General features: G+C 33.4%; 19 protein-coding genes. 7 read left to right on the top strand and 12 right to left on the bottom strand.

All coding sequences use genetic code 11. The annotated features are described in order from the left end of the window. Nucleotides 1–88: 88 nt before the first annotated feature. The 4 genes from RTY06_RS08315 to uvrB all read left to right on the top strand — a co-directional run bounded on the left by RTY06_RS08315 (nt 89) and on the right by uvrB (nt 6,458). The gene (locus tag RTY06_RS08315) at nt 89–2,524 is read left to right on the top strand and encodes a TonB-dependent receptor (RefSeq protein WP_312824177.1); all 2,436 of its coding nucleotides are present in this window, start codon (nt 89–91) and stop codon (nt 2,522–2,524) included. 116 nt (nt 2,525–2,640) lie between these two features. Next, complete coding sequence (locus RTY06_RS08310; protein WP_312824175.1) at nt 2,641–3,012, top strand: BlaI/MecI/CopY family transcriptional regulator; 372 nt, start codon at nt 2,641–2,643, stop codon at nt 3,010–3,012. Between the two features lie 82 nt (nt 3,013–3,094). Further along, entirely contained in the window at nt 3,095–4,366 is a 1,272-nt protein-coding gene (locus RTY06_RS08305) for a M56 family metallopeptidase (protein WP_312824174.1), read from the top strand. A 100-nt stretch (nt 4,367–4,466) separates the two neighbouring features. Next, on the top strand, nt 4,467–6,458 hold the full coding sequence (uvrB, locus tag RTY06_RS08300; protein WP_312824172.1) for an excinuclease ABC subunit UvrB: 1,992 nt from the start codon (nt 4,467–4,469) through the stop codon (nt 6,456–6,458). Here the strand turns inward: uvrB and RTY06_RS08295 are convergent, their stop codons facing one another. The 6 genes from RTY06_RS08295 to RTY06_RS08270 all read right to left on the bottom strand — a co-directional run bounded on the left by RTY06_RS08295 (nt 6,459) and on the right by RTY06_RS08270 (nt 11,146). Next, on the bottom strand, nt 6,459–7,220 hold the full coding sequence (locus tag RTY06_RS08295; RefSeq protein WP_312824171.1) for a lipopolysaccharide kinase InaA family protein: 762 nt from the start codon (nt 7,218–7,220) through the stop codon (nt 6,459–6,461). It lies immediately after the preceding gene. A gap of 21 nt (nt 7,221–7,241) precedes the next feature. Further along, nucleotides 7,242–8,276, bottom strand: coding sequence for a glycosyltransferase family 9 protein (locus RTY06_RS08290; RefSeq protein WP_312824169.1), 1,035 nt, complete (start codon nt 8,274–8,276; stop codon nt 7,242–7,244). Between the two features lie 34 nt (nt 8,277–8,310). Further along, nucleotides 8,311–8,523, bottom strand: coding sequence for a DUF3820 family protein (locus tag RTY06_RS08285; protein WP_089770244.1), 213 nt, complete (start codon nt 8,521–8,523; stop codon nt 8,311–8,313). Between the two features lie 10 nt (nt 8,524–8,533). After that, nucleotides 8,534–9,622 carry an AI-2E family transporter gene (locus tag RTY06_RS08280; protein ID WP_312824167.1) on the bottom strand — a complete coding sequence of 363 codons (1,089 nt, stop codon included), beginning with the start codon at nt 9,620–9,622 and terminating at the stop codon, nt 8,534–8,536. Between the two features lie 16 nt (nt 9,623–9,638). Beyond that, entirely contained in the window at nt 9,639–10,367 is a 729-nt protein-coding gene (locus RTY06_RS08275; RefSeq protein WP_312824165.1) for a beta-carotene 15,15'-monooxygenase, read from the bottom strand. A 71-nt stretch (nt 10,368–10,438) separates the two neighbouring features. Beyond that, nucleotides 10,439–11,146 (bottom strand): hypothetical protein, encoded by a 708-nt coding sequence (locus RTY06_RS08270; RefSeq protein ID WP_312824163.1) that lies wholly within the window; start codon nt 11,144–11,146, stop codon nt 10,439–10,441. Between the two features lie 211 nt (nt 11,147–11,357). Between RTY06_RS08270 and RTY06_RS08265 the strand changes: the two genes are divergently transcribed. After that, nucleotides 11,358–12,302, top strand: coding sequence for an aminodeoxychorismate synthase component I (locus RTY06_RS08265; RefSeq protein WP_312824162.1), 945 nt, complete (start codon nt 11,358–11,360; stop codon nt 12,300–12,302). Continuing rightward, nucleotides 12,286–12,912: an aminotransferase class IV gene (locus RTY06_RS08260; protein ID WP_312824161.1), complete on the top strand. Its 627-nt coding sequence runs from the start codon at nt 12,286–12,288 to the stop codon at nt 12,910–12,912. Before RTY06_RS08265 ends, RTY06_RS08260 begins: the two co-directional genes overlap by 17 nt. On the opposite strand, the gene RTY06_RS08255 is transcribed toward RTY06_RS08260, so the two are convergent. The 4 genes from RTY06_RS08255 to RTY06_RS08240 all read right to left on the bottom strand — a co-directional run bounded on the left by RTY06_RS08255 (nt 12,909) and on the right by RTY06_RS08240 (nt 18,410). Next, nucleotides 12,909–13,319 carry a hypothetical protein gene (locus RTY06_RS08255; RefSeq protein ID WP_312824160.1) on the bottom strand — a complete coding sequence of 137 codons (411 nt, stop codon included), beginning with the start codon at nt 13,317–13,319 and terminating at the stop codon, nt 12,909–12,911. The genes RTY06_RS08260 and RTY06_RS08255 overlap by 4 nt on opposite strands. 12 nt (nt 13,320–13,331) lie before the next feature. Next, entirely contained in the window at nt 13,332–14,996 is a 1,665-nt protein-coding gene (gene menD / locus RTY06_RS08250) for a 2-succinyl-5-enolpyruvyl-6-hydroxy-3-cyclohexene-1-carboxylic-acid synthase (RefSeq protein WP_312824158.1), read from the bottom strand. 293 nt (nt 14,997–15,289) lie between these two features. Then, nucleotides 15,290–15,931, bottom strand: a complete 642-nt coding sequence (locus RTY06_RS08245) for a hypothetical protein (RefSeq protein WP_312824156.1) — start codon at nt 15,929–15,931, stop codon at nt 15,290–15,292. Nucleotides 15,932–16,178: 247 nt separating this feature from the next. Beyond that, nucleotides 16,179–18,410, bottom strand: a complete 2,232-nt coding sequence (locus RTY06_RS08240) for a TonB-dependent receptor (protein WP_312824154.1) — start codon at nt 18,408–18,410, stop codon at nt 16,179–16,181. A 184-nt stretch (nt 18,411–18,594) separates the two neighbouring features. Between RTY06_RS08240 and RTY06_RS08235 the strand changes: the two genes are divergently transcribed. After that, the gene (locus RTY06_RS08235) at nt 18,595–19,095 is read left to right on the top strand and encodes a superoxide dismutase family protein (RefSeq protein ID WP_312824152.1); all 501 of its coding nucleotides are present in this window, start codon (nt 18,595–18,597) and stop codon (nt 19,093–19,095) included. 87 nt (nt 19,096–19,182) lie between these two features. On the opposite strand, the gene RTY06_RS08230 is transcribed toward RTY06_RS08235, so the two are convergent. Next, nucleotides 19,183–19,551, bottom strand: a complete 369-nt coding sequence (locus RTY06_RS08230; protein ID WP_312824151.1) for a YraN family protein — start codon at nt 19,549–19,551, stop codon at nt 19,183–19,185. Between the two features lie 12 nt (nt 19,552–19,563). Next, the gene (locus RTY06_RS08225) at nt 19,564–20,496 is read right to left on the bottom strand and encodes an LD-carboxypeptidase (RefSeq protein WP_312824149.1); all 933 of its coding nucleotides are present in this window, start codon (nt 20,494–20,496) and stop codon (nt 19,564–19,566) included. Nucleotides 20,497–20,604 lie beyond the last annotated feature (108 nt).

The following is a 20,604-nucleotide window of genomic DNA, read 5'->3' as shown; positions in this document are numbered from 1 at the left end:
GTATTTTCACATATTTTAACATTTGCCCTTTTTTTTAATATATAATTAGTTAAAAAATTATATTTTTGATTACAAATTCCTAATTAATATGAAAATCAAAAAAATAAGTGTTGTGTTTTTTTTGGGTGCAAGTTCACTTTATCTTGCTCAGACAAAAGATAGTCTTTCAGGAGAAACGGCAGTAGAAGAGGTTACTATTATTGGAACTCGGAATAAAAATAGAACCGTTACAAATACCCCTGTCCCAGTAGATGTTATCGATCTGAAACAAGTAAGCCAATCCACAGGTCAGGTAGATGTTAATCAGCTTTTACAATTTGCTGCGCCATCATTTAATTCTAACAAACAATCTGGCTCAGACGGTGCGGATGCTGTAGACCCAGCGACTTTGAGGGGTTTGGGTCCTGATCAGACTTTACTTTTGTTGAATGGAAAAAGATACCATCAATCTTCTTTGATCAATCTTTTCGGAACCAGAGGAAGAGGTAATTCGGGATATGATATGAATACGATTCCTGTTGCAGCTATAAAAAGAGTAGAAATTTTAAGAGATGGAGCTTCTGCCCAATACGGCTCGGATGCAATCGCAGGTGTAATCAATGTTGTTTTGAATGACAGAGATCACGGATTTGAAGGAAGTGCTTTTTACGGCGCTAATCTTTTCAAAAGTCCAGGAAATAACGATGTGGTGTCGAATAAAAAATGGGACGGAAATACCTTTGATTTCAGCGGAAATCTTGGAACCAAAATAGGAAACAATGGAGGTTTTGGAAATTTTACTTTTGAAATCATAAATAAAGATTATGCAATAAGGAATGCAAATCCAGATAAATTTGATGCGCCGAGACAGCGTTTTGGAGATGCTAAATCCAATAATATCTTTTTCTTTGGTAATATAGAAGTTCCTTTTTCTAATAATTTGAAATTCTATTCACAGCCAGGTTTTTCTTATCGTAATACCCATGCCTATGCCTGGACAAGGTCTGCAGATGCGGATGGTAACATCCCAGAAGTTTATCCAAACGGCTTCGATCCTGTTCAGAACACAAAAATCTCAGATTTTACTTTTGATAATGGTTTGAAGTTTAAAGTTGGTGATTGGGATTTTGACTTCTATAATGCTTTTGGAAATAACAGATTTGTGTATCAAATTGATAATACAATCAATGCTACTTTGGGTGTTAATTCTCCAACTAGTTTTGATGCAGGAGGACATTCGCTTTTACAAAATACAACAGGGATAAGTACAAGCAAATTTTTTGATGTATTAGAAGGTTTGAATCTAGCAATCGGAACAGAATTCCGGTATGAAAAATTCAATATCATAAAAGGCGAAGAGGCGTCTTATGCCATGTATGATGTGAATGGGAATTTGGTAACGGCCGATACAAACCCAGATTTATTGGTTGTTAATCCATTGTCTGGAGATGTGAGACCTGGCGGATCACAAGGTTTTCCGGGCTATTCTCAAGAAGTTGGAAAAAGTAGAAATAATTTTGCTGCTTACATAGATACAGAACTTGATATTACAAAAAATTGGATGATAAGTGCTGCGGGAAGATTTGAGAATTATAATGATTTTGGAAGCACAATCAATGGAAAATTTGCGACAAGATATGCGATAACGCCGCAATTTGCATTCAGAGGATCAATATCTACAGGTTTCCGAGCGCCATCATTGGTTCAGAAATATTATAGTTTACAGTTCACCAATTTTCAAGGTGGAGAACTTGTGACGGTTCAGTTAGCATCTAATGATAGTGCTCTTGCAAAAGAAGTTGGGATCCCAGAGCTGAAACAAGAAACTTCTACGAATGGAAGTGCGGGATTTACATTCAATAGTGGAAAATTTACCGCAACTATAGATGGTTATTATATTAAAGTAAAAGACAGGATTGTGCTGACCGGAACATTTGATCAATCAGATGATGCAATTGGCTCGATTTTGACAACCAATCATATTGATCAAGCACAATTTTTTACTAATGCTGTAGATACCAAAACAAAAGGAATTGATTTGATTCTCTCTTATAACACAGGTTTAGGTGCTGGAAAGTTGACCGCTACATTGGCTGGGAATTACAATGAAATGGAGATTACAGATGTTCATACCAGTGGAAAATTGGTTGGTAAAGAAGATGTTTATTTGAGTGCTAGAGAAAGGGCATTTATCTTGGCTTCTGCTCCTAAGAGTAAGATTAATCTAAATCTAAATTATAAAATCCAAAAATTCAATGCGAATCTACAATTGGTAAGATTCGATAAAGTGACTTTGGTAGGTTATAATGGACCAGATGATTACCAAACTTATACCCCAAGAGTGACCACGGATATTTCGCTAGGTTATGATTTTACAAAAAATTTCTCTTGGATTGTGGGCGGAAAAAATATTTTTAACAGATACCCAACATTACAATATTCATCTGTATCTGATGGTAATACAGAGTCCGGTGGAATCTTTGATCCTGTGCAGATGGGGTTTGCAGGTAGGCAAATATTTACAAGAATTACTTATAAATTCTAAACTTATTTTATTATTTTCTTTGAAGGGTTCATAATTTTGAATCCTTTTTTTATAGAAAAATTTGCGCATTCAAATTTTAATTCTACATTTGTAGAACAAAATATAATATTGTAGAAATGAACGAGCAAAAATTAACAGAAACCGAAATCATCTTAATGGAAATCCTTTGGAAAAAAGAAAAGGTTTTTATGAAAGATATTTTGGAAGAATATGCTGAACCAAAACCTGCGTCAACAACCATTGCAACATTGTTGAAAAGAATGCAAAACAAAGATTTGGTAGGATACAAACTTTATGGAAACTCGAGAGAATACTTTCCAAAAGTGAAGAAGGAAGATTATTTCCAAGGCGAAATGACTTCTATGATTGACCGTTTTTTCAATAATTCTGTAAGCCAATTTGCATCATTTTTCACTTCAAATGCAAAACTATCTCAGAAACAATTAAAAGAACTTCGAGACATTATTGATAAAGAAATAAAAGATTAAAATGTTTACTCTTATTTTAAAAATAATCCTTTGTTCATCGTTATTGATAGGGATTTATTATCTGTTTTTACAACGGGAAAAGATGTTCCGTTTCAACAGATTTTATCTTTTGTTTGCCTTGGTTTTTTCTTACGTGATTCCGTTTGTTAAAATTAATCTTCCGGCAGCTTCGCAGCAAAAAAGCCAATTGATTTTTGATGAAATTCCAACGCAACAATTGATTCAGAATGCAAATCAAACATCACAATTTGATTGGATCAATTTAATTTTTTTAGCTTATTTTTTAGTTTGTATTTTGCTGATTATCAAATCAATTATTTCAATTAGGAAAATCATTAGTCTGAAAGGAATTGATATTAATTATCAAAATCTGAAAGTGAAATTATTAGAGAAAAATCTGCCTCCGTTCAGTTTTTGGAATAAAATCTATCTGAATAAAAATTACTTTGAAAATCAACAAATCGATAACCGAATTTTCCAACACGAGAAAACGCATATTGTTCAGAAACATTCTTTGGATATTCTATTTTTAGAGATTTTGAAAGTTTTTTCTTGGTTCAATCCAGCATTATATTTTTATAAAAAAGCGATGACAGATAATCACGAGTTTTTGGCGGACGAAACTATTATCAAACAACAAAATAATATAAAAGATTATCAACAATTGATTCTTTCCGAGATTCTCCAAACTCAGAACCTAAACTTGACACACCAATTCAATTACAATAAGACCAAAAAACGATTTATTATGATGACCACAAAAAAGTCAAAATTCGAAAAAACAAAAAAATTGTTTGCTGTTTCTGCTTTTGCCGGATTGAGCATTCTGTTTGTACAGAAAATCTATGCTTCAGAAATTGAGACTATAAGTCCGTCTATTCCAACAGAAATAACGATTAATAATTTCAATAATCTTGATACAATTCCTCAGAGAATAGAAGCAAAAACCAATGTAAAGCTTAAAAATTCTAAAAAAGTAAAAACACCACCGACTCCAAAGGAATTCAAGGAAAATGAATTACCAATTCCACCTCCACCACCACCTGCAAGAAACCTTACAAACGCTGAGTTTCCTGAGGGACTGAATAATCTAAGAAAAGGAATTGCTGAAGCTTTTGATTCTTCATCATTTGATGGAAAAAAAGGAACTATAAAAACAAATCTATTTATTACGATTAACAAGTATGGAGAAACGGTGGACGTTAAACCAGATGGAGATAATCAAAAATTCAATGAGGAAGCTATAAAAGCATTTAAAACAGCAACACAAGGTAAAACTTGGAAACCTGCAACGGAAGATGGAAAAGAAGCCACAACTGTTTTCCAATTACCTGTAACGATGCAATTTCTTTAAAATTTTTAGAAAAAAATAATCAAATAACCCTTTCAGAGTTTGAAACTTTGAAAGGGTTTTGTTTTATGGAAAGCCACGTTTTATTTTGTAAATTTGTTCCATGCAATTCAAACTTCAATCAGAATATCATCCTACTGGAGACCAGCCTCAAGCTATTGAGAAATTGGTAGAAGGAATCAATATTGGTGAAAAATATCAGACACTTCTCGGTGTTACCGGTTCCGGAAAAACTTTTACCGTTGCAAATGTGGTACAACAGGTTCAAAAACCGACTTTGGTTTTGGCCCACAACAAGACTTTGGCAGCTCAGCTTTTTATGGAATTCAAAGAGTTTTTCCCGGAAAATGCTGTGGAATATTTTGTTAGCTACTACGATTATTATCAGCCGGAAGCTTTTATTGCTTCCACAAATACTTACATCGAGAAAGATTTAAGCATCAACGAAGAAGTTGAGAAATTGAGATTGTCTGCTACAGCCAGCCTGCTTTCCGGGAGAAGAGATGTTTTAATTGTGGCTTCAGTATCTTGTATTTATGGTATTGGAAATCCAACGGAATTTCATAAATCCTTAATTACACTTGATAAGGAAGTAAAAGTTTCCAGAACAAAACTACTCCATTCCTTGGTAAATGCATTATATTCCAGAGCTTTGAATGATTTTCAAAGAGGAACATTCCGCGTAAAAGGAGATGTCGTTGATATTTTTCCTGCTTATGCAGATAATGCGGTGAGAGTCCAGTTTTTTGGAGATGAAATTGAAAAGATTCAAAGTTTCGATCCCGTTTCGGGAAATGTAACCGCCAATTTTGACTCCATTAATATTTATCCTGCTAATCTTTTTGTAACCACACCAGAAACCATGCAAAGTGCGGTGCGTCAAATCCAGGACGATTTGGTAAAACAGGTAGATTTCTTCCAGGAAATTGAAAAACCTTTGGAGGCAAAAAGGCTACAAGAAAGAACAGAGTTGGATTTGGAAATGATAAAAGAATTAGGCTATTGTTCCGGCATAGAAAATTATTCCCGATATATGGACGGCCGTTTACCCGGTTCCAGAGGTTTCTGCTTATTGGATTATTTCCCGAAAGATTATCTGATGGTAATTGATGAAAGCCACGTTACCATTCCCCAAGTCCACGCGATGTATGGAGGAGACAGAAGCCGAAAAGAAGTATTGGTAGAGCACGGTTTCCGACTTCCTGCTGCGATGGATAACAGACCTTTGAAGTTTGAAGAGTTTGAATCTCTGCAAAACCAAGTCATCTATGTATCTGCCACGCCTGCAGATTATGAAATGGAAAGAACCGGCGGAAATTATATTGAGCAAATTATCCGCCCAACCGGACTTCTGGATCCTATTATAGAAGTCCGTCCAACGATGAATCAGATTGATGATTTGATTGAAGAGATCCATAAAAGAGTAGAACTGGATGAAAGAACTCTGGTAACTACTTTGACTAAAAAAATGGCGGAAGAACTCACCAAATATTTCACGAAAGTTGGAATCCGAACAAGATATATCCACTCTGATGTGGAAACGCTGGAAAGAATCCAGATTATGCAGGATTTACGTCTGGGATTATTTGATGTTTTGGTTGGTGTCAATCTTTTAAGAGAAGGTCTTGATTTGCCTGAAGTTTCTTTAGTGGCGATTTTGGATGCCGACAAAGAAGGAATGTTGCGTTCTCGCCGTTCGATGATTCAAACGGTTGGTAGAGCCGCGAGGAATCTAAACGGACGCGCCATTATGTATGCCGATAAAATAACAAAATCTATGCAGGCAACGCTTGATGAAACCAATTATCGCCGGGAAAAACAAATGAAATATAATGAAGAGCACGGCAAAGTTCCTCAGGCTTTGAACAAAAAAATCAGTGAAAACTTGGTTGGAAGAAGTAAAGATTTCCCAGACGAAAAATATACTCAAAAACAAATTCTACAGGAAGTTGCCGAAACCAAAGCAAGCTATGGAAGCGAAGATATCGAGAAAATCTTAGCTCAAAAGCAGAAAGAAATGGAAGCTGCAGCAAAAAATCTCGACTTTATAAAAGCCGCAAAACTTCGTGATGAAATTGCAGCTCTAAAAGCTTAATTATTTCTTCAAAAAGTATTTGTAAAACTTCAGAATCTTCTTGATTTTTCGTTTTCTTACCATCTTTTCAGAAGCTTCATTGATTTTTTGAAGACAATATTCTACAGGAACTCCTGATAACTTAGAATATTCATTGCTGATGATTTTCATTGTGTCGACATCGGTCGTTAATCTTGCAAAATTCAGAAGTCTTTTGTCAGTCGGAAAATCGGAATGAAAACTCATTCTGTTGAGATCAACTAAGTAGAAATTATAAGTTTCATTTTCTTTTTTTAAAAGAAAATTTCCAGAAGCATTGTCAATAAACTCGATTCCTTTTTCGTGCAAATTGAACATTAAAGTTGCATAGCCTCGGAAAATTTTTTCTCTCTCAGGATAATCAGCATTATGTAAAGCGTCTGTCAAAGGAAAACAATTGTCCAGCTGCTCACTGACATAATAACTTGATGTCAATCCCCAAAAATCAAAAAACTCGATGTAGGCAACAGGATTTGGTGTGTAAAAGTTTTTACTGAGTAGGAGATTTGCATATTCAAAAGAACGTCTGGCTTTGGATTTTCTATAAAACTTGTAAACGTGTCTATTGATGAAATTATGTTGTTTGAAGGATTTGAAATTATATTTTTTACCCTCAATTTCAAAAATTTTTACAATATTTCTGGCTCCAGGACCAATTAAAGTTCCGCCGTTTTTGAAGTTTTTAATAATATCAGAAACTTTATTTTTATATTGAGAAAAACCTTCGGAAAATACCCAGTTCATTGACTTCTTATTTTTAGGTTATTAGTTTAAAGACGTTTTAATCAGCTCCATTACTTTATCATTGTCCACATTATTGGTGTTTACAGATAAACTTTTATGATTATAAGGTTTGTACATATTTTCGTCTGTCACAGAAAACAGTCCAATCGTTGGAACTCCAGAAGCACTCGCCAAATGCATTACACCATTATCAGCTGCAATAAAAATGGCACAATTTGCAATGAAACCACACATCTCACGAACATCTTTACTATAAAAATTTGGAATCTTGAAATTGAGTTTTGAGATGTTTTCTACCGGTAAAAGTTCAATGATATTATAATCTGGGAAAGTAGCTTCTAATTTATCATAAAATGATGTCCACCAAGATTCTGAATAACATTTATCTCCAGTCGCATTGGTGAAAAGGCAAATGGTTTTTTTGTCATTTTTTACAATGTTATGTAGTTTTTTCTTTCCATCTTCAATTTCTGATTGGTCTAATTTTAAATCTAGAAAAGGAACTTCAGATTTGTTTTCATCAAGTCCAATTTGAGTTAGATAATATCTTAAATTGTAAATGGTATTTTTCGCAATGTGATTGTAATCAGAATGTTGGGATTTAATATTCTCAACTTCTTCTCCAAAAAATTTGTAATCAGCGTCTGCTAATGATATAGATAATCTTCCGGAAGAAGAACCTTGCGTTGCGTTGATTGCCAAATCATACTTGTTCCATTTCAAAGCAAACCAGCCTTTTATATATTTAAAAAGATTGCTAAAAGGCTTTTTCGGAAGTTGATATATATTGTTAACACTTTTATAATTCTTGAAAATAATTGGAGTCACTCCACCTTTCACAAACAAATCAATTTTTGCATCCGGAAATGTGTTTTCAATCTCTTGAACCAGCGGAGTTAATAATAGAATATTTCCCAATCTATGATTAGGTCTGGAAATCAGAACTCTTTTTACTTTGAAATTTTTATTAAGTTTCCCCTCAGCATGCGACTTACCAATGTTTTTAGTAAGACTTTTCATAACAGACCTTCTTACGGCGTTGATTTTTTTCTTCATATAACTTTTATGATTGCAAATTTACCGAAAAAAATTATCGTCTGAGCGGTTTTAGCAAATCCATCAAACCATTTAATTTGATTTCGTAGATTGTTGCCAATTGCATTCCGAGTTTTCCTTGTGGAAATCCGCCGTTTCTCATGAACCATTCGAGGTAAGAAATGGGTAAGTCAGCGAGGATTGTTTCTTTGTACTTTCCGAAAGGCATTCTGACTTCGCAGATTTCTTTCAGGATTTGAGGATTGATTCCCTCCATTTTATATAATTAAATCGTTTTTGTTTTCTATTTCAATTTCCTGATTTGGAAGTTCTAATTGTGGCGTTTCATCTTCAGAAAATTCATCTCTGTAAACTTGGATTAATAAAACTGTTATAGACATCATGATTGGACCAAAAATCAGTCCCATAAATCCAAAAATGTTCATTCCGAGAATAATTCCGAAAACGGTAACCAGAGGATGAATGTCTTCTAATTTCTTAAGCAAAGTAAATCTCAAAAGATTATCCGTCAATCCAACCGCAACAAGACCATAAATCAAAACTCCAAGTCCCGGTCCTGTTTGTCCTTCTGCAATCATAAAAATAGCAACTGGAACGTAAACTATAGCAGCCCCAACAACGGGTAACATAGATGCAAGAGCCGTTAAAGCAAATAAAAGCATTGGACTTGGCGCTCCAAATATGTAATAACCAATCAAAGCTACAATACCTTGTCCAAGCGCAACTACAGGAATTCCGATGGCGTTTGCCATTACGAGTTTAACGAATTTGTCACCTAACATCTGCGTATTGGTTCTTTTGAAAGGCATTGCTTTGGCAACAATTCTTTCAAAAAGTCTGGCTTTAACAAACATAAAATACAGGATAAAATACATCGAAACAACGACCGTAAAAGTATTAAAAGTCGTGCTCAAAGCTTTTGTAGAAAATGTTCCGGCAAAGTTGGTAACTTTAGTAATATTCTCTTTACTTAAGATATCAAACCCCACTTTTTGATAAACAAACTGATGAATCTTCTCCAGAAATACATTGAATTTTTGCATATAAACCTGTGCATTTCCCATTTTGGAAACCAATTGGTCAACCGTAAAATAAACAGGCAAAATGAGTATTACAAGTGATGCTAACATCAGAACTGTTGAAGAAAGCCAAGGTTTCCAGTTTTTATCTTCAATTAAATAAAAATTGAATTTTCTACAAATGATATAAAGCGTAACAGCTCCGAGAAATGAAGGAATAAATAATGCCAGATTCCAGCAAATTAACCCAACTAAAACACATATAAGAAGAATTAATGCAATCTGTTTTATAACAACAGAGTCTATTGGTTTACCGGAATCTGACATAGTTTTTATTTATTTTTTATGGATTTAATTGTCTCGGCGTCCCACAGTAAGCGCAGTAAGTAGAATACATTGCGATGTAAGCAAACGGAATTGTAAGATAAATCCCCACACAACACAAAACTACACCTGCAATACTGATAAGGCCAGCCAATAATGCGGTAAGTAAAATCGTGCCATAATTGTTTTGTACAATGTCAAAAGATTTTTTCAAAGCATCAAAAGCACTTGCTTTTTCAAAAATTAAGATAGGATAACCAAGGAAAAAGAAAGGCATCACAAAAACTGCAGGCAAAATGCACATAAAAAGTAGGATTGTGAGCGCAATTTGAGTAATTAATGCGTAAATGAAAATATTAACAAAGTTTTGTTTATAAGCAAAAAAGATATCGGAAACAACAATTAGTTGCTTGAAATTGGATTTATTAGCCACATAAATCAAACTTACTAAAACTGGTGTAAGAAGAAGTGTAACAAGAAAACTTGCGCCAGTATAAGCCGCAAAACCAGGAGCTGCAATAATATCTGCGTAATCTACGTGTCCTCCGCTAGTCATTTCTTCAACCAAAAGTTGAGAATCAAAACCAGTTACCATCTGGATGATGAAACTAAGCAAGAAATAGATAACAACAGCCAAAAAGCAATATAAAAACGTATTCTTAAAAATCTCTAAAGCGTGAGAAATAATTGAGCCCACTTCTCTTTCTGGGGTTGTTGCTTGAGAATCAAGATCATTAAAATTTTCCATTGTAGTTTGAGTTTGAAGTTTATTATCAAATCTACATAAAAAAATCTTGAATCGAATTAAGTCAGCAACAATTATTCCTGAAAATCAGTAATTAAGTATTTGTAAAGAACATAAATCATCGCATTCCAAAACGGAAATGTCAAAAATAGTCCAAAACCGAAAGCTAAAATTCCCGAATAGGAAAAAAGTATTGAGACAAAACTTGCTATCAAAATCAAAATAATATTCTTCTGAAAAGTCTGAATATTAATCTTAAAGGCTTCGAAGAAATTGCTGTTTCTAAAGAAAATCAAAGCAGGAATAAGCAACATCATTGGAATCCAAATTAATGTAAAAACAGACAAGTAAGTATTGATAACACTCCAAAACAATGAGTAAATGGCAAAAAGGAAAAAGTAATGTCCTCGGAATCCTACAAAAAGGTCACTGATTTCTGGAGTTTCTCCTAAATCTAATTTTCTGTAGATTTTAAAAAATCCAATATTCAAAGGGAAAATAACTGCTTTAATAACCAAAACGACCATTGCAAAAGAAAGCGCATTTTGTGTCTGCATCAGCGATTCATACTTTTTCAAAAATGCTTGAGTGTCTGTGTAAAATAAGTTTTGAAATTTCTGAACTTCTTCAAAAAGCCCATAATATCGGAACGCGTACATTGCAGCGAACATAAAAATCGCAAAGTAAATTGCGCTGAACAAAAACTGAAATGGCAATGTTCTCATCCAATATTGGTAAGCCTCTGTTAATATTTTCCCGATTTCTGGTTTTTGCGTCGTCATTTCTCAAACTTTTTGCAAAAGTAACTATTATTGTTTTGGAAATATATCGCAAAGGCACAAAAAATTATTTTCAAACCCAATGTTTTTAAGTCGCAAAATATCCAATATTGGAAACTTTGCGACTTATCAATTGTATTAAAGATTAAATTGCGCCTTTGCGATACAAATTCCTATTTTTGTTTTTATGTTTGAGAATCCGCAGTTTCAGAAGATGGACGAATTATCAGAGAGAAATGAACCTTTTTTTTTCTTGATTAATTTTTTGATGGATGAAGTCAGAATTTTCACTGAAAATGAAATTCAAAATAATGCTTTGTTAATTGATTTTCCGAATGTTACAAATGCTAATAATCAACACGAAGATATTCCAAATTTTGAATGGAAATCATTTCCTGAAACCTTAGAAAAATATCAAAAAGGATTTGAATTGGTTCAGGAAAATCTTAGAAAAGGAAATTCTTATTTGACAAATTATACAACTAAAACTGAAATTGAAACCAACTTAAGTTTAGAAGATATTTTTAAATTTTCAAAGGCAAAATATAAAGTTCAGTTTAAAAATGAATTCGTATTTTTCTCACCGGAAACTTTTGTAGAAATTGTTGATAACAAGATTTTTACACATCCGATGAAAGGAACGATTGATGCAGAAATTGAGGATGCAGAAAATATTCTTAAAAATGACCCGAAAGAAAAAGCAGAACATTACACCGTTGTCGATTTGTTGAGAAATGATTTGAGTATGGTTGCAGATAAGGTTCAGGTTAAAGAATTTCAAAGAATCGATTATATCAAAACCAAGCAGAAAAATCTCTTGGCGATGAGTTCCGAAATCGAGGGAGAAATCAAACCGGAATATCAAAATAAAATCGGGACAATTCTTCAAAAATTGTTGCCTGCAGGTTCTATTTTAGGCGCTCCAAAACCCAAAACGTTGGAAATTATTTTGAAAGCCGAACAATATGAGAGAGGGTTTTATACAGGAATTGCAGGTTATTTTGACGGTAAAAATCTGGATTCCTGCGTGATGATACGTTTTATTGAAAAAGAGAACGAGAGACTGTTTTTCAAAAGCGGAGGTGGAATTACCCATCAAAGTGACCTTGTTAGCGAATATGAAGAAATGAAAAACAAAATCTATGTCCCGATTTATTGAAAGCATCAAAGTTGAAGACCAGAAAATTTTCCTGAAAGAACTTCATCAGAAAAGAATGAACGACACTTTTTCGAATTTTGGAAAGGTGTGTAAAATCGATATTCATAGTCAATTTTTAAATCTGGAACACGAAGAAGACGGACTTTACAAATTCCGAATCGAATATGATTTGGAGAATAATTTCAAAACACAAATTATTCCTTATGCGATTTCAAAATTATCTAATTTTGAATTGGTTATTGATAATGAAATGGATTATAATTTCAAGTCTGCAGACAGAACCCAATTACAAAAATTGAAAGATAAAAGTCACGCTGATGAAGTGATTATTGTGAAAAATAATCAGATTACAGATACTTCTTATTCCAATCTATTGTTCTTGAAAGATAAAACTTGGTTCACACCAAAAAGTTATCTTCTGAATGGTGTAATGAGACAGAATCTTTTGAAATTAAAAAAAATCAAAGAAGCAGAAATCACTCTCGATAATATCAAAAAATTTACCCATTTTCAGCTTATCAATGCGTTGAATGATTTCGATGATATGTTCATTTATCCGATTGAAAAAATTATTAATCTGCCTAAAGAGGAATCGGATTTGGAGTTTTAATTTATTTTAGAAATTACTGATTCAACAGAATTTCCTTCAAAAGAAGTTGTAATTGTTGCAGAGTTATTTTTGATTTTAACAATTTTACATTTTAAACCTCCATTTGAATTAATATAAATGTCAGTTTCATCAAATCTGCTTTTCAAAGTATCTATCAATAAAATATATTCACAATCATTTATCCATTTTACATTGTAAACTCTTTTACTTCCTAAGTTTTTACCTGTTTTTAAATCAAAACTTTCCTCAGTCTGATATTTTTGTTTTCTTTCTAAGATATACTTTCTGTTATTAGATTTATTAACAAGTTCAAATTTACCAATATGAAAATCTTCACACTTTAAATCACTTTCTTCTTTCAAACTAAAGATTGAAAGAAAGGCAAAACTTAGAATTATATTTTTCATAATGAGTTTTGTTTACTTCAAAGCTTCAAAATACTGCTTCAAAATATCCGCATTATTACATCCTGAAGTCATTACTTCCAAAATTTTTGGTTTAGAGTCTGGCTTGAAATAATTTGGTAAAACACGGTCAAGAGAAATCTCATCTTCAACTCGTGTATAATCGAAGCCGAAATTCTTTGCCAATAATTCTGCATTTCTATGATGTTGTGTTGCAATGAATTCGTCCAAAGCATTGGTTCCACTTGGTCCAGGAATGATTTTGAAAATGTTTCCCTCGCCATTATTGAAAATCACAATTCTCGTATAAGGCGGGATGTACTGATTCCAAAGCCCGTTGATATCATAGAAAAACGACAAATCGCCGGTAATCAAAATCGTTGGCTCATCTTCCATCATTGCAAATCCCATTGCCGTAGACGTACAGCCATCGATTCCGCTGGTTCCGCGGTTGCAGTACACATCATATTTTTGATATTCAAATAATTGTGCGTATCGGATTGCTGAAGAATTAGAAATATGAATTCTATAATTTTCAGGAATAATATCAGATAATTGATGAAAAAGATAGAAATCCGAAAAAGGAGCTTTGTTAAGATATTCCTCGTGTTTTGCATCTTTTTTATCTTTCAAAACATCCCAAAGATTGAAATAAGGTCTTGGTTCCAGATTAATGGATTTCAATAATTTGGAAAAGAAAATCTCTGGCTTAGTTTCAATTTTCTGAGTTAAAGCATAATAAGTGTCTGGTTGCCAATATTCATCAATATGCCAATGTTGCTTTGGTTTTGCTTTTCTCAAGAATTGTTTCACTCTTTTAGAAACTACATTCTGTCCGATTGTAATCAACAAATCCGGAGCATAAGTATGGTAATCTTCCTCAGAAAAATCGGTGATATAACGGTCGATATGAGCAAAAAATTTGTCGTGCTGAAGATTAGAATTCATTTCCGTTAAAACAACAACGGTATGATTTTTAACCAATTGAGAAAGCTGAGCTTCCAATTCCGGATTTGGAGACAATGTTCCAGCCAAAATCATAATTCTCTTGGAAGTATGCCAATCTGCAACAAGATTGGAAGGTAACTCGTAATTCTTTTTCTGAATTGTTTTCTCAACAGCTGGCATTACAGGCAATTCTTCCAACAAATTATAAAGAGGCTCTGTCAAAGGAATATTGATATGAACCGGACCGCTTTTTTCGATGCATAATTCAACCGCTTTTTTGATGGTTTCAAAATTATAATCATCCGCGCCATCTTTTTCATCTTCCAATAATTCGAAATCGCCATAAGAATGCTGTTGGAAAATATTTTTTTGACGAATCGTCTGTCCGTCAAAAATATCAACAAAATCTGCCGGTCTGTCCGCCGTTAAAACTAAAAGTGGTACATTTTGATAAAACGCTTCCACAACAGCCGGATAATAATTGGTCGCTGCAGAACCGCTTGTACAAGTAATTGCAACGGGTTTTTTAATCGATTTTGACATTCCCAAACCTACAAAAGCTGCTGCTCTTTCATCCACAATACTGTAGCATTGGAACGTATCAATCTCAGAAAAATGAATCGCCAAAGGTGCGTTTCTGGAACCTGGAGAAATAATGATTTTATCGATGCCGTATTGTTCAAGAATATGTGCGAGAATTTGGATGCTGCGTTTTGCGGAATATTGCTTCATTTGGGAAAATTACTGAGAAATAAATCAGTTTGCAAATTTAATGAAAAGCTTTTAACTCATTAATAATATATCTAGCAGATTGTCCAGATTTAGCCTATTATTAATTTATATAACAATTATGTTGATTGAAAAAATTCTTGTGGTTAAATTTAAACTCTCAATACAATCTCTCTACTTCTAGAATAATAAACTACACCCTCAAATAAAAAATAAGAGCCTGAAAAGTTTCAAGCTCTTATTTTAAATTTCTCCACCTAGACGAAGGAATCTTATGAAATATGAATGTTTCTATTTTATTTCTGACTCAAAAAATATTCTGCTTCCGCTTTTCCCCATTTTGGGTCAAGAGAAGATTTTGATTTGTAAGTTCCAAACTGCTCCAATGCTTTTTTGAACAATTCTGTCCCTTTAGCTTTGCTGCCGCCAAATTGTTCTGGTGTGAAATAAGCATCTTCTGCTTGTAAAACTGTGATTCTTGGATTGTTTGGATCTAGTTCTTGTGCTTTAGCCAAAGCTTGTTGTGCAACTGGAGCTTCGGTCATATATCTGGACATCGGATCTACCATCATTTTCAGTCCGCTTGTCATTTTTTTCAGGATGAAAAGTTCAGCATTGTTTGGGCTTAATGTTTCTGCTTTAGCAATATATTTCTCCGCATCGGCTGCAACTGGATCAAGTTCTGCTGTTTTTCTGGATTTCATCAATATTCTTCCTTTCTGAATCGTTGCAAATGCAGCATAATAATACGGTAACCATTCTTTAGATTCTTTAGTTCCGATTCTATCAAAATCATTAGCCAAAGCCGTGAATTCATCTGGCGTTTTATGGTCTTCTACTTTAGCTATTTTTTCTGTCATAGCTTTTTCAAAAGCTGTTTGAGCGAAAGTTGTAAATCCTATTAAAGAAAGGCTGATTGTTAAGATTAATTTTTTCATATGAGAGTATTTTATTGTTTTTTAAAATTTCTGATTCAAAGATAGAGCGAGTTTTCTTTAGTTTAAATTTTATTACACCGAACTGTTATTTTTGATGTCTGAATTGTAATTTTAATTAAGTTTTCAACCACAAACGATTAATATTGATTGATTATTCTAAGTTGAATTTTAAAAGTTCAAATAAGTTAACTTATTTAAAATCAAACTTCTGTGCCTTTTGTGGTTTTAAATCACTTATTTAAATCACTTACAAATTATTATTAATAGCATCATTCGTCTTATCAACACCAAAACTCACAAATACTCCAACAAAAACAAATGTATTAACTGGTGGTCTAACAGCTGTTCTGCTATTTCCATCGGCAGAATAATTGTATCCGTAAACATTTTTATTTCCAAGGATATTATTAATACTCAAAACAAATACAGTAAATGATTTCGAATCTTTTTTCCCAACACTTGGAACATAATTGATACTAAAGTTCAGTCCGCTGTAATCTTTCAACTTTCCTTGATGACGAACGATATTCTCTCCATTTTCTGAAACCAAATCATAATAAGGTCGTCCTTTGGAATAAGTATAAGACAGATTAAATCCAGTTTTCCAATCCATCACAAACTTCTTCGCAACAGCATTAAGAGTATGTTTTGAAGCAAAATTGGGAGCTAAACTAAAAGGATAGTTTAAGAAGTCTCTTTTAGAATCCAAATAAGAATAAGTTAACCAATAATCAATCTCTTTAAATGTTTTTTTGTCTCTCCAAAAAAACTCGATTCCTTTTGCAAAACCTTTTCCAGCATTACTATTCGCAATCTGATAATATTGATTATTGGCCGAAGACACATTATCTGCCAACGAAATGGTTTTAATCAAATCGTCATATTTTTTATAAAATGCTTCGAATCTCAAACTTCTTCCATTCGCATTTTTCTGAACCTGAAAGATATAGTGGTCAGCTCTCTGGAAATCAAAATTCTTGCTGTAAAGGTATTTGCTTTCCGGATTTTGATAGAAGATTCCGTAAGCTAAAGAAGTTGTCCAATCTTTCGAAATTCTATAAGCTAAGGCTACTCTTGGCGAGAAATTCCATTTGTCCAGATAAGAAGAATGTTCTGTTCTGGCACCGACTTTCGCCGTTAAATTATTAGTAAAAATCAAATCTGTTTCTGCAAAAGCGGACGAAATTAAATCTTTATAATTTCTTTCGAAAGTTCCATATTTCATATTTTCATCAGCATTATTCAATTCGAATCCGGCTCTCAAAACACTTGCTCTATCGATTTTTCTTTCAACAACTGCTTTTGCATTGATGTAATTGGATTGATTATTAATTAGTGTGTTAGACTGCTCTACATCATTAAGAAAAGTTGCAAAATTCAAATCACTGGAATTGTAAGTGTAAGAAGTTCCGATGTTCAGGAAATATTTCCCGAATTTCTCTCTGTAAGATAAATTGTGATACATATTCTGTCCTTTCAGACTTACCATATTTTTGTCAGAATCGGGTTCCAGACTTTCTGAACCAACTGCCATTTTGTTTTCATCTACACTTCCATAATATTTGATAAAACCTCCTTTTTTAGTTTTAATTCTAAAGTTTCCATTAAATCCATAACCTTGAGGATATTTGTCAAAATCTGTATTGAAATTGAATAATTTCCCCATCAATCCAAGATTCGAATAACCTCCAGCAAAACCCCAAGAAGCTGTTTTTTTCTGATTCAGTTTTTGATAATTTGCACTTAGGAAAATCGGAGAAACGCCGAAATCAAAAGATTTCGTTTCCGGCAAATCCACACTTTCTAAAACTAGAACCGACGACAAAGCCTGTCCGTAAATCGCTGAATATCCACCACTTGAAAATATATTTCCTTTAAATAGCGAAGTATTAAAACGGTCTCTTCCCGCAATTCCCGGAACCGAATTGGTGAAATAATTATTGACCAGATTGCCGTCCATAAAGATTTTGGTTTCAGCACCTGTTCCACCTCTCACGAATAATCCTTCACTCTCTCCCACTTTCTGAACGCCTGGTAAATATCCTAAAGCTGAAGAAATCTGTCCATTTGCACCAGCAGTTGTATATACATCCAAAGGTGTCAATAAAGCTGTTGCACGTTTCTTGTCACTGGCTTCTATACTTCCTGCAGTAATCACAACCGCATTGATTTCGCTGATTTGTTCTTTAAGATTGGCATTCATCAAAATGTTTTTGCCTTCAATTTTTACAGGAAGTTCAACTTCATCATAATTTTGTCCTGAAAAAACCAAAATCTTATCTCCAGTTTCTGAGGTTGTGAAAGAATAATTTCCATTAGCATCGGTTGTTGCGCCGTCATAAGTATCTTTGAGTGTTACATTAATGTCTTTCAATACTTTATTCTTATAAGTCACTTTTCCGGAAACGGTAATTTGCGACCAAATACTGATTCCAATTACTAAAGTTAATAAGCTAAAAAGTTTACGTTGAGTTTTCATATGACTTAATTTTGACTCAAAGATATTTCGGCGAATGATAATATTAAATTAATTATGACCGAACCGTATATATTGCTAACCGAATGGTAAATGTTTCACGTAAAACATTGACTTTATAATATTGGCTTTAAATTTGTTATATCGGAAAAATAATAATTAACTTTAAACAAATAAACTTTTTATAATGAAAAATCTAATACTTATTGGTATTGTGGGACTTACACTAGCTTCTTGCAAAACTATTTCAAAAGAATACATTATTCGTCCAAAATCTCATACAGAGACTCAGGGAACGGCTAATTTCAAGCAAAAAAAAGGTAAAGTTGAAATGGATCTGAGTGTTTTCAAATTAACACCCGGTCTTCACGCTGTTCACATCCACGAATTTGGAAATTGCGGTGCAACAGATGCTTCTTCTGCCGGTGGACATTGGAATCCCGGAAAAGACGACCACGGAAAATGGGACACAGAACACTTCCATATGGGAGATATTGGAAATCTGGAAGCTAATAAAGATGGACAAGCAAGATTGGTTTTCAGTACAGATAAATGGTGTCTTGGTTGTGATGACCCAATGAAAAATATCATTGGAAAGGCCATTGTAATCCACGCAGGAGTTGATGATTTCCATACGCAACCAACCGGAAATGCGGGCGGAAGAGTTGGATGTGTGGAGATTAAGTAAAGATTAAGAGATGATAGACGGATAGATAATAGATTTACTAATCAATGTCTATTATCTATCCGTCTATATTCTTTTTAGTCTTCAAAGCTATATTTCAAAACTTTGGAAAGCATCAATAATATGATGGATTTCCAAAGTTTTTTGTTTGTTTGGAAGCACCGAAATAATATCAAACCTGACTTCTTTATCAATATTATTTTCCTCGATGAAATAATTGGAAGCTGATATTAACAATTTGATTTTCTTCTTATTAACTGCTTCTTGAGGTTCCAGAAAAGCATCGGTATTTCTGGCTTTGACTTCTACAATAACGATTTGATTTTCAAATTCCGCGATGATATCCACTTCGGCTTTCAAGTAACGGAAATTACGAGCTAGAATCTTATATTGATTCTTGACTAAAAAATCAACTGCTAAATCTTCAGCAATTTTTCCAAACTCGTTATGATCTGCCATTGTAAATTGTGATTAATGAAACTCAACAATAACTTTTTTGCCAACTTTCAGATTGATTTCTGAACCAATAATCAATGGTCTATTATCAAAAATATGTCCATTTGGAAAGCCAAAAACTGTTGGAAAATCATATTTGGAGAATCTGTCAGCAATTAATTGATAAGCAAATGAATCGAAGGATTCTTCATATTCTTTGTTCTCGGTTTCTTTTCCCATATTGATCATTCCGCCAACAATTAAGCCTTTTATTTTTTTGAAAACGTCCGCTAATACCAGACTCATTATCATTCGGTCCAGCGCATAGAAATTCTCGCCAATATCTTCTATGAATAAGATTTTATCTGTGAAATCAAAAGAATAACTGGTTCCTAAAAGTGCATAAACCAACGCAAGATTTCCACCAACCAGAATTCCGGAAGTCTCTCCTACTCTATTATTTGGATTTGAATCTATTTTATAATTGAGTTTCTTGCCTTTCAGAATATCAAAAATCAATTCATAACTTTCTTCTGTAACGCCAAAACTTGAAGTTTTAATGGTTTGTCCGTGGATAGATGCAAAACCTTTTTTCAACAAATAGCTTTGAATAACCGTATTGTCAGAATAACCAATATACCATTTTGGATTTTCCTTGAACTCAGTTAGTTTCAAATCCTGCAAAAGATGCTGACAACCATAACCACCTCTTGAAGCCCAGACTGCAGAAATCTCTTTGTCATTTAAAGCCCAATTGATATCGTTTATTCGCTGTTTCTCGGTTCCGGCGTATGAATAGCCGTTTTGGTATTTTGTGTAGAGATTTTCGCCTAAAATAGGTTCGTAACCTTTGGATTTTATTAATTCTAAAGTTTTTTCTAATTGCGGAATCTCAACAGAACCTGCCGGTGAAATAATGGCTATTTTATCTCCTTTTTTGAGCGGTTTTGGGAAAATAATATTTTGCATTTGTGTGTTTTTGATGTATTTGATTTAACGCAAAGGTCGCAAAGATTTTTTTATTTTATTGAAAATATTTTAGGGTCACAAAGACGCTTCGCTCAGCAAAAATTCTCA

The sequence above is a fragment of the Epilithonimonas sp. genome (assembly GCF_032055105.1).
In the GTDB taxonomy this organism is placed as follows: domain Bacteria; phylum Bacteroidota; class Bacteroidia; order Flavobacteriales; family Weeksellaceae; genus Epilithonimonas.
This window is presented reverse-complemented; position numbering and strand designations above follow the sequence as displayed.

Coding starts and splice junctions, on each gene's coding strand:
- RTY06_RS08315 (WP_312824177.1), top strand. CDS start 89: ATGAAAATCAAAAAAATAAGTGTTGTGTTTTTTTTGGGTGCAAGTTCA.
- RTY06_RS08310 (WP_312824175.1), top strand. CDS start 2,641: ATGAACGAGCAAAAATTAACAGAAACCGAAATCATCTTAATGGAAATC.
- RTY06_RS08305 (WP_312824174.1), top strand. CDS start 3,095: ATGTTCCGTTTCAACAGATTTTATCTTTTGTTTGCCTTGGTTTTTTCT.
- uvrB (WP_312824172.1), top strand. CDS start 4,467: ATGCAATTCAAACTTCAATCAGAATATCATCCTACTGGAGACCAGCCT.
- RTY06_RS08295 (WP_312824171.1), bottom strand. CDS start 7,220: ATGAACTGGGTATTTTCCGAAGGTTTTTCTCAATATAAAAATAAAGTT.
- RTY06_RS08290 (WP_312824169.1), bottom strand. CDS start 8,276: ATGAAGAAAAAAATCAACGCCGTAAGAAGGTCTGTTATGAAAAGTCTT.
- RTY06_RS08280 (WP_312824167.1), bottom strand. CDS start 9,622: ATGTCAGATTCCGGTAAACCAATAGACTCTGTTGTTATAAAACAGATT.
- RTY06_RS08275 (WP_312824165.1), bottom strand. CDS start 10,367: ATGGAAAATTTTAATGATCTTGATTCTCAAGCAACAACCCCAGAAAGA.
- RTY06_RS08270 (WP_312824163.1), bottom strand. CDS start 11,146: ATGACGACGCAAAAACCAGAAATCGGGAAAATATTAACAGAGGCTTAC.
- RTY06_RS08265 (WP_312824162.1), top strand. CDS start 11,358: ATGGACGAATTATCAGAGAGAAATGAACCTTTTTTTTTCTTGATTAAT.
- RTY06_RS08260 (WP_312824161.1), top strand. CDS start 12,286: ATGTCCCGATTTATTGAAAGCATCAAAGTTGAAGACCAGAAAATTTTC.
- RTY06_RS08255 (WP_312824160.1), bottom strand. CDS start 13,319: ATGAAAAATATAATTCTAAGTTTTGCCTTTCTTTCAATCTTTAGTTTG.
- menD (WP_312824158.1), bottom strand. CDS start 14,996: ATGAAGCAATATTCCGCAAAACGCAGCATCCAAATTCTCGCACATATT.
- RTY06_RS08245 (WP_312824156.1), bottom strand. CDS start 15,931: ATGAAAAAATTAATCTTAACAATCAGCCTTTCTTTAATAGGATTTACA.
- RTY06_RS08240 (WP_312824154.1), bottom strand. CDS start 18,410: ATGAAAACTCAACGTAAACTTTTTAGCTTATTAACTTTAGTAATTGGA.
- RTY06_RS08235 (WP_312824152.1), top strand. CDS start 18,595: ATGAAAAATCTAATACTTATTGGTATTGTGGGACTTACACTAGCTTCT.
- RTY06_RS08230 (WP_312824151.1), bottom strand. CDS start 19,551: ATGGCAGATCATAACGAGTTTGGAAAAATTGCTGAAGATTTAGCAGTT.
- RTY06_RS08225 (WP_312824149.1), bottom strand. CDS start 20,496: ATGCAAAATATTATTTTCCCAAAACCGCTCAAAAAAGGAGATAAAATA.